Below are 13,075 nucleotides of genomic sequence, written 5' to 3' on the forward strand. Positions count from 1 at the left end.
CTGGGGCAGGGTGGTACCCATGAGCACACCGTCCGCTCCCTCGTCTCGTCCCCGCACGCTGTCGACCCGCGCCCGCTGGGCCGTCCCTGCCGTCGTCGCCGTGGGGGTGGCGGCCGCGTTCGCCGCACCGCCGCTGCTGGCCACCGCGGACGACGACCTGCAGCCCCCGGCCGACCCGGCCGAGCTAATCGCGACGGTGCTGGCGGCCGAGCCGACGCCGCTGTCCGGCACGGTCGTGTACACGGCGCGGCTGGGGCTGCCCGAGCTGCCGATCAGCGAGATGACCGGCGCCGACCCGATCAACCTGCTGTCGGGCTCCTCGACGCTGCGTCTGTGGACCGACGGTGCGGACCGCTCCCGGGTGTCGTTGCTGGGCACCGCGAGCGAGTACTCGGTGGTGCGTGACGGGCCGGAGGCGTGGACGTACTCCAGCGCGGACGACGAGTCGGTGCACTACTCGCTCGACGCCGCGGGGCTGGCCGCCTACCAGGCGGCGGAGCAGCAGATGACTGACGCGCTCGACCCGACCGTCACCGGCGACCTGCCCACACCGCAGGAGGCTGCGACGCAGATCCTCGAGCGCGCCTCGGAGCACTCCACCGTGACCCTCGGTGAGTCCGTGCGGATCGCCGGGCAGGCCGCCCACCAGCTCGTGATCACCCCCGACGACGCCGGGACGCTCGTGGCGAAGGTCGTCGTGGCGGTCGACGCCCGCACCTCGGTGCCCCTGCGCGTGCAGGCGTGGGGTGTCTCCGATGGCTCGGCGCCGTCGCTCGAACTGGGCTTCACCGACGTCTCGTACGCCGCGCCCGCCGACGCGGTGCTCACCTACTCCGCGCCGGCCGGCGCCACGACCCGTGAGGTCGTCGTCCCGCTGCCCGAGCACACCGACGCCCCCGCGGTCGGCACGACCACCGGCCTGCCCGAGGGTGTGGCCGTCGCCGGCGAGGGCTGGTCCACGATCGTCACGGCCTCCGACGTGGATGTCGCGGGCCTCCTCGCCGGCGACCCGACGTCCAACCCGGCCGGACGCACCCTGGAGAAGTCGTTCGGCTCGGACTCCGCCCAGGACCTCATCGGCGAGTTCATGCCCTCCGACGAGGACGGCGGTCACAGCATGGAGCTGGACACCACGGCCCTGTACGACCAGCTGACCACCGCGGTGCCCGAGGGACGGCTGCTGTCCTCGACGCTGCTGTCGATCCTGGTGACCGACGACGGTCGCGTGCTGGTCGGCTCGGTGCCGGCTGATGCGCTGCGTGCCGCGGCCTGATGGAGGCGATCGTCACCGCCGGGCTGACCAAACGGTTCGGTCGGCCCGGCACCGGCCAGACGGCCGTCGACGGCATCGACCTGCACGTGCCCGCGGGTGCCGTGTACGGGTTCCTCGGCCCGAACGGGTCGGGCAAGACGACGACCATCCGCATGCTCCTCGGGCTGGTGCGACCCACCAGCGGTGAGGCGTGGGTGCTCGGCGGGTCGATGCCGCACGCCGCCGCATCGGTACTGCCGCGCGTGGGTGCCCTGGTCGAAGGCCCAGCGTTCCACCCGTACCTGTCGGGCCGGGCGAACCTGGCCCGCCTGGACGCAGCCGATGCCACGGCGGACCCCCGCACGGCACGCCGACGCACCGACGACGCACTCGACCGAGTGGGTCTGGGTGCCGCCGCCCTCAAGCCGTACCGGCAGTACTCGCTGGGTATGAAGCAGCGGCTCGGGCTGGCCGCCGCGCTGCTGCGCCCGCGAGACCTGATGATCCTGGACGAGCCGACCAACGGCCTGGACCCGCAGGGCACCCGCGAGGTGCGGCACCTGGTGCGCGACCTGGCCGCGGCGGGAACCACCGTGCTGGTCTCCTCGCACCTGCTGGCCGAGATCGAGCAGGTGTGCACGCACGTCGGCATCATGAGCCGTGGGCACCTGCTGCTGCAGGGGCCGCGTGAGCTGCTCATGGAGCACGGCGCCGCGCGGGTGGTCGTCACCACCACGGGATCGCAGACCACCGACGCCGCCCAGGTGCTCACCGGCCTGGGCTGCGAGCAGGTCACCGCCGAGGGCCCGGTGGTCACCGGCACGCTCGGGCCGGTGCTGCCCGCCAAGGCGTCGGCCGCGCTCGTGCACGCCGGCATCGAGCTGGTGGGGTTCGAGGTGCGCACCCCGAGCCTGGAACAGGTGTTCGTCGAGCTGACCGGGGAGGGCTTCGATGTCGCCCGCTGACACTGCCATCGTCCCGGTACCCGCGGCGGACGCGGCTCCCCTGCCCCCCGTGCCCGTCGTGCGCGGCGCGGGGTGGCGGCTGCAGCGCTCCGAGCTGCGGCTCGTGCTGCTGCGCAAGCGCACGCTCGCGCTGCTGGCCGGGCTCTCCCTGGTGCCGCTGCTGCTGGGCCTGGTGCTGTTCTTCACGCAGGACTCCGCCCTCGGCGGACAGGGCCCTGGGTTCGTCGCCCGGGTCACCGGCAACGGGCTGTTCCTCGTGGTCGCCTCGCTGTTCCTGTGCCTGCCGTTCCTGCTGCCGCTGACCGTCGGCATCGTCGCGGGTGACGCGATCGCCGGCGAGGCCTCCGCCGGCACCTTGCGGTACCTGCTGGCCGTGCCGGTGGGCCGCACCAAGCTGCTGGTCGTCAAGGCCGTCACCGCGCTGGCGTTCGCCCTGGCTGCGGTGCTGTCGGTGACGCTCATGGCGCTGCTGACCGGCGCGCTGCTGTTCGGCTGGGACGACGTCACGCTGCTGTCCGGCACCACGGTGCCGCTCGCCGACGGCGTGCTGCGCATGCTCGGCGTCGCCGGGTACGTGGCGTTGTCGTTGACGGGGCTGGTAGCCGTCGGGCTGTTCTTCTCGACGCTGACCGAGGTGCCCGTCGGTGCCATGGCCGCCACGGTCGTCGTGGCGGTGGCCTCGTCCGTGCTCGACTCGTTGCCGCAGCTGGCGGCGATCCAGCCGTGGCTGCTGACCCACCACTGGTTCGACTTCGCCGAGTTCCTGCGCATCGACATCGGCTGGGACGTGCTCGGGCAAGGACTGGCGGTGCAGGCCGCGTGGGTCGCGGTGTTCGGTGCGCTGGCGTGGAGCAGGTTCACCACGGCCGACGTCTCGTCCTGACCGCGCGCCGCGGCGATCAGTGGTGGCGGGGCCGGGTCAGCTCTGGACGAGCACGCCCGACCACCCGAGTCCCGCGTACGTCTCGAACCCCGGCGTGGCCGCGAACCCGACCGTGCGCCCACCCTCGGCGTACGAACCCGACGGGCGCCCCTCGGTGCGCAGGTCGACCCGCTCGTCGAGCACCCCGCGGCGGTCCGAGGCGGCCAGCACCGTGCCGTCACGCCCCACGATGAGCACCCGCGTGCGTTCCCACTCCTCCGGCGAGAGCCGCACACCCTCGACGATGCCCTGCGCCTGCTTGTCCCAGTCGAAGAAGACCCCCAGGGCGCCCAGCACCCGACCGTGCGTCGCACCGCCCTCACGCACCGCCGTGGCGTACGTCGCGACCGTCGAGCCCAGCACCGGGTGGCGCTCGACGTCCATCGCCGCGTAGTCGTCGCCGTGCGCGGTGCCCATCGCCGCCTGGAACCAGGCCGCCCGCGACACGTCCGTGCCGACCACCCCGGCCCCCGGGGCGGCATGCGCCACCACGGTCCCCGACGCGTCGGCCAGCCACAGGTCCAGGTACACGGTGTAGCTGCGCAGGATGACCGCCAGCCGCTCCCCCGCCCGTGCCGCGCACGCCGGGTCACCCAGCGCGTCGACCAGCGCGGAGTCCGTCGCCCACCACCGCACGTCACAGCTGCGCTCGTACAGGTTGCGGTCCATCAGCTCGATGACGTTCAGCGCCAGGTCGGCCAGCCGCTGCCCCCGCACCCGGGCGACCAGCTCCGTGCCCAGCGCCGTCAGGCTCGCGATCCGCGGCTCGAGCTCGTCGGTCAGCGCAGTAGCCAGTCCCCGCGCCTGCTCGGCGACCTGCCCGACCTCACGCGCCACGACCGCGAACCCGCGCCCGTGCTCCCCGGCGTGCGTGGCCTCGATGAGCGCGTTCAGGGCCAGCATCTTGGTGCTGGTGGCCATGCGGTCGATGCCACCCAGCTTGGTGGCGGTGACCGCGCCGATCTCGGCGGCCAGCGAGACGACGCGTTCGGGCACGGGCGTACTCCTCGATGGAGTCGGGGTGGGGCCTTCGTCCCGGACCATCGGCGCAGATCACGCGGTGTTGAGAGAACGCCCGACAGCTCAGAAGACCTCGCGGTACCCGGGCACCAGCGCGGCCAGCACGCCGGGCAGCACCAGCCCGATCAGGAACGCCCACCCACCGGTGAGCCGCTGCGCTCGGGCGGGCGCCGGGGTCCGGCTCCACAGCGGTACCGGCTCGAGCAGCACGAAGACCAACCACAGGGGCGGCACCGACCCGAGCCAGAACCAGGCCCAGCGCGTGGCCAGTCGCGGCGCCCGCCCGAGCACGAGGACCAGGAACGCACCCAGGGCACCCAGCACCAGCACGGTGCGCTCGGTGGGGTGCACGGTCAGCCGGCCCACACGCCACGTGTCGTCGAGCGGTTCCGGCGACTGGCGGGCGAGAGCGGCGACGGCCTGCGTGCCGTCATCGTCGGTCGTCCACGTCACCGTCCCGGCGTCGAGCGCAGCAGACAGGTCGAGGTGGAGCGAGATCGCCTGAACGAGACCGAGCGCGAGAAGCGCGGCGACCACGACTCGCACCACCACGCCGACCACTCCCGAGGGGGCGACCGCGCTCGGGACGGCGACCTCCCCGCTCCACGGGCCGGACCATGCGGACGGCGGCTGGCTCGTACTCACCCCGCGACCGTAGCCGCGCACGATCCGCCGGATGGGTCAAACGGTCAGGCGCGTTCGAGCAGGGTGAGGACCTCGTAGTGGTCGGTCTGCGGGAACATGTCGAGCAGCTGGGCGCGTCGCGGGCGCAGCGACGGCATCGCGGACAGGTCGCGCGCCAGCGAGCCGGCGTGGCAGCTGGAGTACACGACGTGCCGCACGGACGAGGCCTCGAGCCAGCCGCTGAGCTCCGGGCCGATGCCTCGCCGCGGCGGGTTGACGATCACCAGGTCCGGGGCGTGCGTGGCGGCCAGGGCGAACGCGGTGGCGTCACCCGCCTCGAACCGCGCACGGGTCAGCCCCAGCTCGCGGGCGCTCGTCTGCGCACTGGCCACGGCCTCACGGCTGGTCTCGATGCCCACGACATCCCGCTCGACACCGGTTGCCCGGGCCCCGCCGGCGCGGGCGCAGTGCAGCGCGAACCCGCCCACACCGCAGTACAGGTCCCACACCGACCCCGGGTCCAGCTCGTCGACCCACGCCTGCGCCTGCCGGTACAGCGCCGCGGCCACGTCGGTGTTCGTCTGGAAGAAGCTCTGCGGTCGCAGGTGCAGGTCGATGCCGTTGACGGCCATGCGCAGCGTGGAGTCCTCGGTCAGCAGGATCTCCCGCTCGCCCTCGAGCACGGCCTTGTGCTCGGGCAGCAGGTTCACCGACGCCACGCGCAGGGTCGGCAGGGCCTCGCGCAGCCACGGCAGGTGCTTGCGCAGCCGTGCGATCGGTTCCTGCGAGCGGACCACGAACCGCACCATCAGCTCACCGTCGGGCGACTGGGTGACCAGCAGGTGCTTGAGCTCGCCGGCGCGGGTGGCGACGTCGTACGGGGTGAGGGCGGCACGCGTGACGAACGCGGCGAGCACCGGGAACACCGCCTGCAGCGTCGCCGGGTACAGGCCGCACTCGCGCAGGTCGACGCCGTGCAGCTCGGCGTCGAGGATGCCCAGCGTGGGCTGCTCGGTCGTGCCGCCGACGACCATCTTGGCCTTGGTGCGGAACCCCTGCTCAGGGCCGGTCATGGGCGGGAGCCAGTGCAGCCCGGGGGTGTCGATCAGCTCACGGCAGCGGTGCTCCTTGGCGTGCACCTGGTCGGCGTACGGCTGCTCCAGCAGGGTGCAGGAACGGCACCGTCCGGCGTCGTAGTAGTCGCACTGCACCGCTGGAGTCTACGGACCGGGTCAGTGGCCCAGCAGCCGGCGCAGGAGCCGTGCGCCGGTGTCGGCGGCGTCGTCGCGGTCGTGCGCGAGGGTGCCGAACATGACAGCGAGGTTGCTCACGGCGACCACCCCGAGCGCGGTGTCGCGGTCGTCCTGCGTGGGTGGGGTGTCCGTGGGTGCGGGGTCGGGCGACCCGGCGGCGCGGTGCTCGCGGCGGATCCTGTCATCCCGGACCTGCTCGGCCATGAAGTCCCAGGACGCGCTGAGCAGCGGCGCCAGGTCGGGCCGTGATTCGGGGTGTCGGATGCCGTAGGCGATGATCTCGAGGGCGACGAGCGTGACGGGTTCGCCGACGGTGGCCCGCATCGACTCCTCGAGCGTGACCGCCAGGTCGTCGGCCTGCAGGCCGCCGCAGGTCTCCTCGCCGAGGGTCGCCCGGGCGAACTCCAGGAACAGCCCGCTCTTGGAGCCGAAGTGCGCGTAGAGCGCGCCTTTGGTGTACCCGGCCTCGGCGGCGATGTCGCCGACGGAGGCGCCCTCGTACCCGCGGGCGGCGAACACGCGCCCGGCGGCGGCGAGCAGGTCGGCGCGGGTCTGGTCGACCTTGTCCCGTCGGCGCCCGGCACCGCTGCGGTCGACCGACTCGGAGGCCTCGGCCAGGCCCCGTGCGGCCTCGCGCAGCGATCCGGCGACGACGTCGTTGAGCTCGACGGACACGGCGGAGACCTGCTTGCCGAGCAGGCGCGTGAGGGTGGCGGTGGCGTCGGCGAGCGCGCGGGTGGCGGCGCCGATCGAGTCGTCGTCCTGGGCGTTGCGGGCCATGCGTCCGAGCATACCTGCGCTCGTACCGATGAGTATCTGAACGAGCAGTATCTACCAGTCGGCATCTGATACCTTCACGAATGTACCGAACGGTATCTACGAGGAGGACGCATGACTGCCGGGACAGTGCTCACCATCCGTGAGCTGCGCAAGCGCTACCGCGGGGCTTCGGGGGTGCAGGCCAACGACGGCATCGACCTCGACGTCGCCGCCGGCCAGGTCGTCGGCCTGCTGGGGCACAACGGCGCCGGCAAGTCGACCCTGGTCAACCAGGTCGTCGGCCTCGTGCGGCCCGACTCCGGCACCATCACGCTCGACGGCATCGACGCCGTGACCCAACCCCACCTGGCCCGTCGCCGCGCCTCCATCCAGGCCCAGTCGAACGTGCCGATCACCGGACTGACGCCCCGCACCGCCGTCCAGCTCGTGGGCCGCATCCGCGGCGGACACCGCGCCGACGTCGTGCGCCGCACCGCCGACCTGCTCGACGCGCTCGACCTAGGCCCCTGGGCCGACACCCCCGCCGAGAAGATCTCCGGCGGTGTCGCCCGACTCACCGCCTTCGCCATGACCGCCGTCGTGCCCGGCAAGCTCGTCGTGCTCGACGAACCCACCAACGACGTCGACCCCGTGCGCCGCCGCCTGCTGTGGGACCAGATCCGCGCCCTGGCCGACCACGGCGCCGGCGTGCTGCTGGTGACCCACAACGTGCGCGAGGCCGAACGCGTCGTCGACCACCTGGCGATCCTCGATCACGGCACCGTCATCGCTGCCGACACCCCCGCCGGCCTGACTGCACCGCTGCGCGGCGAGCTGACCGTCGAGCTCGACCTCATGCCCGGCTCCGCACCGCAGTGGCCCACCGGGGTCACCCCGGGGCGCCGCACCGGGCTGCGCGTCCAGGGCACCGTCGCCGCCACCGAGGCCGCCGACGTGGTGCGCTGGGCGCAGGCCCGCGTCGAGGAGGGTGCCGTCGAGCGGTACGCGCTCGCCCCCGCCTCGCTCGAGGACGTCTACGTGCAGCTCGTCGGCCCCGGTCACGATGCCGACGGGCAACCCACCGGGCCCGATGGGCCACCGCAGGACGGCGCAGACGCAGCGCAGCGCACCGTCGGGGCGGAGGTGGCCGCATGATCGCCGTCCGTCAGCTCGGCCTGTTCGCGCAGTGGCAGCTGCGCCGTCAAGGGCAGTACCTGCCCCTGCTGATCGTCGTACAGGTGCTGCTCGCCGTTACCACGATCCTCGGCTACGGCCTGCTCATCGGCGAGCCCGACCCGACCACCGCCCTCTACCTGGCCACCGGCGCCCCGACCGTCACGCTCATCACGGTCGGGCTGGTCATGACACCGCAGATGCTCGTCACCGCCAAGACCGAGGGCAGCCTCGACTGGCTGCGCACCCTGCCCGTGCCCCGCGGGGTCTTCCTGGCCGGCGACATGCTGGTCTGGACGCTGCTCGCGCTGCCCGGCACCGTGCTGGGCGTCGTCGCCGGGGCGCTGCGCTTCGACCTCACGCTCTCCGTCGCACCCTGGATCGTGCCGGCCGCACTGCTCGTCTCGCTGACCGCCGCCGCCGTGGGCTACGGGATGGCCAGCGTGCTGCCCTCGCAGGTGGCGATGCTCATGACGCAGGTGCTCATCTTCGTGGTGATGCTGTTCTCCCCCGTCAGCTACCCCGCCGCGCGCATGCCCGAGTGGCTGCAGGACGCCCACCAGTGGCTGCCGGTCGAACCCATGGCGCAGCTCATGCGCGCCGGGCTCGCACAGGACGCCTTCGACATCCCGGGGCGCTCGCTCGTCGTGCTCGGCACCTGGTGCGTGGTCAGCCTCGTCGCCGCCCTGGCTGCGCTGCGCCGTCGGGCCTGAACGACGTCGGTGGGCCGGGGACGACGATCACCGTCCTCGGCCCACCGACGTGCGACCCGCCTACTTCGCCAGGCGCTTGACCGTCGCCAGGAAGTCCTCCAGCTGGGTGGCCCAGTCGTCGACCACCAGCACCGGGCTGAACTTCGCCAGCTTCTTCGCCGACGTGCCCCCCGTGGTGACGGCCACGAACGCGAAGTTGCCGGCGTTGGCAGCCACACCGTCACCGCCGGTGTCACCGACCAGCACACCGTTCGGCACCGCACGCTGCGCCGCACGGGCCAGGGCGGCACGGTCGGGGTAGATCGAGCCGTAGAACGAGTGACCCCAGTCGAAGTCGTCCAGGTCGAACCCCGCACTGGCCAGCTTGACCCGCACCCGCGGCTTGGAGTTGCCCGTGATCAGCGCGTTCACCCAGCCGTGCTCGTGCACCGCGCGGACCGCCTCCTTGACGCCCGCCACCGCCTGGCAGGCGTTCTCCGGTGTGGAGTACCACTCCTGCGACAGCTCCAGGAACCGCTTCGTCAGCGGACCGGCCAGCGAGGCGTCGACCTGGTTCTCCCGGCGCATCTCGTCGAGGATCTGCCAGTCGACCTTGCCCTGCCGGTCGGGGACCACGACGTCGTCGAGCCCGCTGACGTCCTTCAGCGCCTGCCCGAACACGCTCTCGCCCCCCTGCGGGCTGGTGTCCAGCAGCAGCGTCCCGTCCAGGTCCCAGAGCACGATCATCGTCGAACCTCTCCTCGTCCCGGTGACGGATCTGCGTCCGTCACCACCCGGTCACCCCCCAAGGTTGCCCGTGCGGGGTCAGCAGCACCATCCGACCACCGATCGGACCTCCACGACCCGGGACCATGGCCACGGAACGGCCACAGATGTGCACCTGCGCAGGCGCCCCGACCGGCGCCCACCTGGGGCGTCGCCCTAGTCTGGGCAGATGGACCGAGGGCGGTTCGACCGGCTGCTGCCCGGTATCGCCACGGCCCGGGGGTATCGGCGGCAGTGGCTGCGACCCGACCTCGTCGCCGGCCTCTCCCTGATCGCCCTGGCGATCCCCGCCGGCATGGCCTACGCCCAGGCGGCCGGGCTGCCGCCCGTCACCGGGCTGTACGCCACCATCGTCCCGCTGCTCGTGTACGCACTCGTCGGCCCGTCCCGGGTGCTCGTGCTGGGGCCGGACTCCTCGCTCGCCCCGATGATCGCGGCCGCCGTGCTCCCCCTGGCGCTCGGCGACACCGACCGGGCCGTGGCCCTGGCCGGGGTGCTCGCGCTGCTGGTGGGCGCGGTGCTTCTGCTCGGCGGGGTGCTGCGGCTCGGGTTCGTCACCGACCTGCTGTCCACACCCATCCGCGTGGGGTACCTCAACGGGATCGCCCTGGTGGTCATCACCTCCCAGCTGCCGAAGCTGCTCGGGGTGAGCGTGGCCGGCGGGTCCGTGCCGGCCACGCTCGGGCAGACCGTGGCCGCGGTTGCCGACGGTGGCGCCGACGCGGTCGCGGCGGCCCTGGGTCTCGGGTCGCTGGCGGTGATCGTCCTGCTGCGGAGACTGCGACCGTCGGTGCCCGGCATCGCGGTGGCGGTCGTCGCGGCCACCGCCGTCACCGCGGTGCTGCTCGAGGTCGGGGCGGCCGGGCAGGTGCCGACGGTGGGGGCCCTCCCGCAGGGCCTGCCCGCCCCGGCCCTCGGCGGCGTGCGCGCCGAGGACGTGCTGTCCCTCGTGGGCCCCGCGGTCGGGATCGCCCTCATCGCGTTCGCCGACACCGGTGTGCTGTCGCGCACGCTGGCCGGCCGTCGCGGCGAGCGCGTCGACGGCAGCCAGGAGATGGGCGCGCTCGGGCTGGCCAATGCCGCGAGCGGGCTGCTGGGTGGGTTCCCCATCTCCAGCAGCGCCTCGCGCACGCCCGTGGCCGTGCAGGCCGGGGCACGCACCCAGCTGGTCGGGGTGGTCGCGGCGGTCGCGCTGGCCGCGTTCATGCTGCTCGCACCCGGGCTGACCGCGACGCTGCCGACCAGCGCACTGGCCGCCGTGGTCATCGTGGCCGCGTCCTCGTTCGTGGACGTGCGCACCGTGGTGCGCCTGGTCCGGATGAGCCGCACCGAGGCCGCCCTGCTGGTCGCCGCGTTCCTCGGGGTGGCGTTCGTCGGGGTGCTGCAGGGCGTCGTCGTGGCCGTGGCCCTGTCGTTGGCCGCGTTCGTGCGCAACGCGTGGGACCCGTACCGTGCCGAGCTCGGCAGCCTCGACGGCGTGCCCGGGTTCCACGACCTGAGCCGGCACCCCGAGGGTCACCGGATCCCCGGGCTGGTGATCGCCCGGTTCGACGCCCCGCTGTTCTTCGCCAACGGCGACGTGTTCGACACGTGGGTGCGCACGCTCGTCGCGCAGGCGCCCGCACCCGTGCACCAGGTGATCGTCGCCGCCGAACCGCTGACCGGCGTGGACACCACCGCCATCGACGAGCTCGTCGAGCTCGACGACCACCTGGCCCGGCACGGCGTCGACCTGGTGTTCGCCGAGATGAAGGGCCCGGTCAAGGACCGGCTGATCCGGTACGGCGTGGGGGCCCGGTTCGGGCCGGACCACTTCTTCCCCACGGTGCACAGCGCCGTGCGCGAGTACCAGCGGAGGTGGCACCTCGACGGTGACGCGGAGTGAGGGTCCGGCCGGCCACGCGCCCGCTCCGGCGAGGCGCGTCACCCGGCGCGACAGGACGCGCCGCGACTGGTGTGCTGGGGGTGCGGACCGCCCTGCGTCCCGCGGACCGGCCGCGCGGCAAGGAGGCCGACATGTGCCGATGGCTCGCCTACACCGGGTCACCCGTCCTGCTCGAGGACCTGCTGTACAAGCCGGCGAACTCGCTCGTCATGCAGTCCCTGCACAGCCGCCTGGGCGCCGAACCCACCAACGGTGACGGGTTCGGGGTCGGCTGGTACGACGACCACTCCCCCGAGCCCGGCGTGTTCCGCAGCATCGAACCGGCCTGGAACGACCGCAACCTGCACGAGTTGTCCGCGCACGCCCGCGCCCGGGTGGTGCTCGCGCACATCCGCGCGTCCAGCGGCTCCCCCGTGCAGCAGACCAACTGCCACCCGTTCCGGCACGGTGCGTGGCTGTGGATGCACAACGGCGTGCTGGCCGACTTCCCCGTGTACAAGCGCGACCTGGTGCTGGCGGTCGACCCCGCACTGTTCCCGCTGATCGAGGGCTCGACGGACTCCGAGGTGTTCTTCTACCTGGCCCTGACGTTCGGGCTGGAGCAGGACCCTCCCGCGGCGGTGGCGCGAGCCGTCGGGTTCATCGAGCAGGTCGCCCAGGAGCACGGCGTGAGCTTCCCCGTGCAGATGACGGTCTGCACCGCGGACGGCCACCGGCTGTGGGCGTTCCGCTACTCCAGCGAAGGACGGTCGCGGTCGCTGTTCCACAGCACCGACGTGACGGTGCTGCGTGAGCAGTACCCCGACAACCCGACGCTGCACGAGCTCAGCGACGACGCACGGCTGGTCGTCTCCGAGCCGCTGGGTGACCTGCGCGGTGCGTGGCGCGAGGTCCCTGAGAGCACCTGCCTGCTGGTCGACGCCGGCCACGAGACGCTCACCCCGTTCGCCCCAGTGGCGCCCGCCCCGGCCTGACGCGTCACACCAGGGCGTCGACGATCACCGCCCCGAGCTCGGCCGGCCTGGTCAGCTGCGGCCAGTGCCCCGTGGGCAGGCCGACCATCGTCACGTCCGTCACCCGGGCGAGCTCGGGCACGTGCCCACCGGCGACCATCTCGCGCAGCTCCGCGACGGAGAACTCGCACGCGATCACGGTGACGGGCACGTCGTACCGCCGGGGGTCGTGCAGCACCTGGCGGTCGCTGGCGACGCGTGCCGGTTCGGGCACGGCGATCGCACGGAACCGTGCACGCAGAGTGGCGTCGAGGTCGACCAGGTCGGCGTCCTCGAACACCGACCAGTCGGGCAGCGGTATCTCGTCACCCACCACCGGCAGCTCGTCGTTGATGAGACCGCCGTCGCCCAGCGGCCAGGAGTCGACGTAGACGACGCGCCCGACCCGCTCCGGACGGGCGTCGACGGCGGCGTGCGCGATCGCTCCCCCACCGCTGTGCCCGACGAGCACCACAGGCCCCTCGGCCGGGTCGATCGCGTCGATCTGCGCCACCACGGCCGCGACGTGGTCGGCCAGGCCGATGCCCGCGCGGTCCTCCTCGACCGAGCCGAGCCCAGGCAGCGTCAGCGCACGCACGCGATGCCCGGCGGCCTCCAACGCGGGGACGACGCCGTCCCACGAGGCGGCGTCCAGCCAGAAACCGGGGATCAGGATCAGGTGCATACCGGCGACGCTAGCCACGCCCTCCGACATCCGCCGGGCGGCTACCGTGAGCCTCCGACGACGATGA

The 13,075-nt window shown here is 73.1% G+C and carries 13 protein-coding genes; 7 read left to right on the forward strand and 6 right to left on the reverse strand.

The window, feature by feature from the left end:
* The first annotated feature begins 19 nt into the window (after window positions 1-19).
* The 3 genes from ACTHAM_RS09395 to ACTHAM_RS09405 are packed head-to-tail and all read left to right on the forward strand — an operon-like array spanning window position 20 to window position 3,100.
* The gene (locus ACTHAM_RS09395) at window positions 20-1,273 is read left to right on the forward strand and encodes a LolA family protein (RefSeq protein ID WP_440686690.1); all 1,254 of its coding nucleotides are present in this window, start codon (window positions 20-22) and stop codon (window positions 1,271-1,273) included.
* Window positions 1,273-2,217: an ATP-binding cassette domain-containing protein gene (locus tag ACTHAM_RS09400; protein ID WP_440686692.1), complete on the forward strand. Its 945-nt coding sequence runs from the start codon at window positions 1,273-1,275 to the stop codon at window positions 2,215-2,217. The genes ACTHAM_RS09395 and ACTHAM_RS09400 overlap by 1 nt, the downstream gene beginning before the upstream one ends.
* A gap of 49 nt (window positions 2,218-2,266) precedes the next feature.
* Entirely contained in the window at window positions 2,267-3,100 is an 834-nt protein-coding gene (locus ACTHAM_RS09405) for an ABC transporter permease (protein WP_440686694.1), read from the forward strand.
* A gap of 36 nt (window positions 3,101-3,136) precedes the next feature.
* On the opposite strand, the gene ACTHAM_RS09410 is transcribed toward ACTHAM_RS09405, so the two are convergent.
* From ACTHAM_RS09410 to ACTHAM_RS09425, 4 genes are all read right to left on the reverse strand, one after another.
* Window positions 3,137-4,135: a methyl-accepting chemotaxis protein gene (locus ACTHAM_RS09410; RefSeq protein WP_440686696.1), complete on the reverse strand. Its 999-nt coding sequence runs from the start codon at window positions 4,133-4,135 to the stop codon at window positions 3,137-3,139.
* An 87-nt stretch (window positions 4,136-4,222) separates the two neighbouring features.
* A complete protein-coding gene (locus tag ACTHAM_RS09415; protein ID WP_440686698.1) occupies window positions 4,223-4,804 on the reverse strand; it encodes a hypothetical protein in 582 nt (193 codons plus the stop codon).
* 44 nt (window positions 4,805-4,848) lie between these two features.
* A complete protein-coding gene (rlmC, locus tag ACTHAM_RS09420; protein WP_440686700.1) occupies window positions 4,849-5,994 on the reverse strand; it encodes a 23S rRNA (uracil(747)-C(5))-methyltransferase RlmC in 1,146 nt (381 codons plus the stop codon).
* A gap of 21 nt (window positions 5,995-6,015) precedes the next feature.
* Window positions 6,016-6,816, reverse strand: coding sequence for a TetR family transcriptional regulator (locus ACTHAM_RS09425; RefSeq protein ID WP_440686702.1), 801 nt, complete (start codon window positions 6,814-6,816; stop codon window positions 6,016-6,018).
* Window positions 6,817-6,927: 111 nt separating this feature from the next.
* Between ACTHAM_RS09425 and ACTHAM_RS09430 the strand changes: the two genes are divergently transcribed.
* Window positions 6,928-7,950 carry an ABC transporter ATP-binding protein gene (locus ACTHAM_RS09430; protein ID WP_440686704.1) on the forward strand — a complete coding sequence of 341 codons (1,023 nt, stop codon included), beginning with the start codon at window positions 6,928-6,930 and terminating at the stop codon, window positions 7,948-7,950.
* Window positions 7,947-8,681: an ABC transporter permease gene (locus ACTHAM_RS09435; RefSeq protein WP_440686706.1), complete on the forward strand. Its 735-nt coding sequence runs from the start codon at window positions 7,947-7,949 to the stop codon at window positions 8,679-8,681. The genes ACTHAM_RS09430 and ACTHAM_RS09435 overlap by 4 nt, the downstream gene beginning before the upstream one ends.
* 60 nt (window positions 8,682-8,741) lie before the next feature.
* Here ACTHAM_RS09435 and ACTHAM_RS09440 read toward each other — a convergent pair whose 3' ends face one another.
* The gene (locus tag ACTHAM_RS09440; protein ID WP_440686708.1) at window positions 8,742-9,407 is read right to left on the reverse strand and encodes an HAD family hydrolase; all 666 of its coding nucleotides are present in this window, start codon (window positions 9,405-9,407) and stop codon (window positions 8,742-8,744) included.
* 208 nt (window positions 9,408-9,615) lie between these two features.
* Here ACTHAM_RS09440 and ACTHAM_RS09445 point away from each other — a divergent pair, with 208 nt between their 5' ends.
* Window positions 9,616-11,331 carry a SulP family inorganic anion transporter gene (locus ACTHAM_RS09445; protein WP_440686710.1) on the forward strand — a complete coding sequence of 572 codons (1,716 nt, stop codon included), beginning with the start codon at window positions 9,616-9,618 and terminating at the stop codon, window positions 11,329-11,331.
* Between the two features lie 131 nt (window positions 11,332-11,462).
* Window positions 11,463-12,305 (forward strand): class II glutamine amidotransferase, encoded by an 843-nt coding sequence (locus ACTHAM_RS09450; protein ID WP_440686712.1) that lies wholly within the window; start codon window positions 11,463-11,465, stop codon window positions 12,303-12,305.
* A 4-nt stretch (window positions 12,306-12,309) separates the two neighbouring features.
* Here ACTHAM_RS09450 and ACTHAM_RS09455 read toward each other — a convergent pair whose 3' ends face one another.
* Complete coding sequence (locus ACTHAM_RS09455) at window positions 12,310-13,008, reverse strand: alpha/beta fold hydrolase (protein WP_440686714.1); 699 nt, start codon at window positions 13,006-13,008, stop codon at window positions 12,310-12,312.
* Between the last annotated feature and the right edge of the window lie 67 nt (window positions 13,009-13,075).

It is taken from the genome of Cellulomonas soli, assembly GCF_052036975.1.
In the GTDB taxonomy this organism is placed as follows: Bacteria; Actinomycetota; Actinomycetes; order Actinomycetales; family Cellulomonadaceae; genus Cellulomonas; species Cellulomonas soli_A.

Excerpts from the sequence above, each read along its gene's own strand:
- ACTHAM_RS09395 (WP_440686690.1), top strand. The coding sequence starts at position 20 with ATGAGCACACCGTCCGCTCCCTCGTCTCGTCCCCGCACGCTGTCGACC.
- ACTHAM_RS09400 (WP_440686692.1), top strand. The coding sequence starts at position 1,273 with ATGGAGGCGATCGTCACCGCCGGGCTGACCAAACGGTTCGGTCGGCCC.
- ACTHAM_RS09425 (WP_440686702.1), bottom strand. The coding sequence starts at position 6,816 with ATGGCCCGCAACGCCCAGGACGACGACTCGATCGGCGCCGCCACCCGC.
- ACTHAM_RS09430 (WP_440686704.1), top strand. The coding sequence starts at position 6,928 with ATGACTGCCGGGACAGTGCTCACCATCCGTGAGCTGCGCAAGCGCTAC.
- ACTHAM_RS09435 (WP_440686706.1), top strand. The coding sequence starts at position 7,947 with ATGATCGCCGTCCGTCAGCTCGGCCTGTTCGCGCAGTGGCAGCTGCGC.
- ACTHAM_RS09440 (WP_440686708.1), bottom strand. The coding sequence starts at position 9,407 with ATGATCGTGCTCTGGGACCTGGACGGGACGCTGCTGCTGGACACCAGC.
- ACTHAM_RS09445 (WP_440686710.1), top strand. The coding sequence starts at position 9,616 with ATGGACCGAGGGCGGTTCGACCGGCTGCTGCCCGGTATCGCCACGGCC.
- ACTHAM_RS09450 (WP_440686712.1), top strand. The coding sequence starts at position 11,463 with ATGTGCCGATGGCTCGCCTACACCGGGTCACCCGTCCTGCTCGAGGAC.
- ACTHAM_RS09455 (WP_440686714.1), bottom strand. The coding sequence starts at position 13,008 with ATGCACCTGATCCTGATCCCCGGTTTCTGGCTGGACGCCGCCTCGTGG.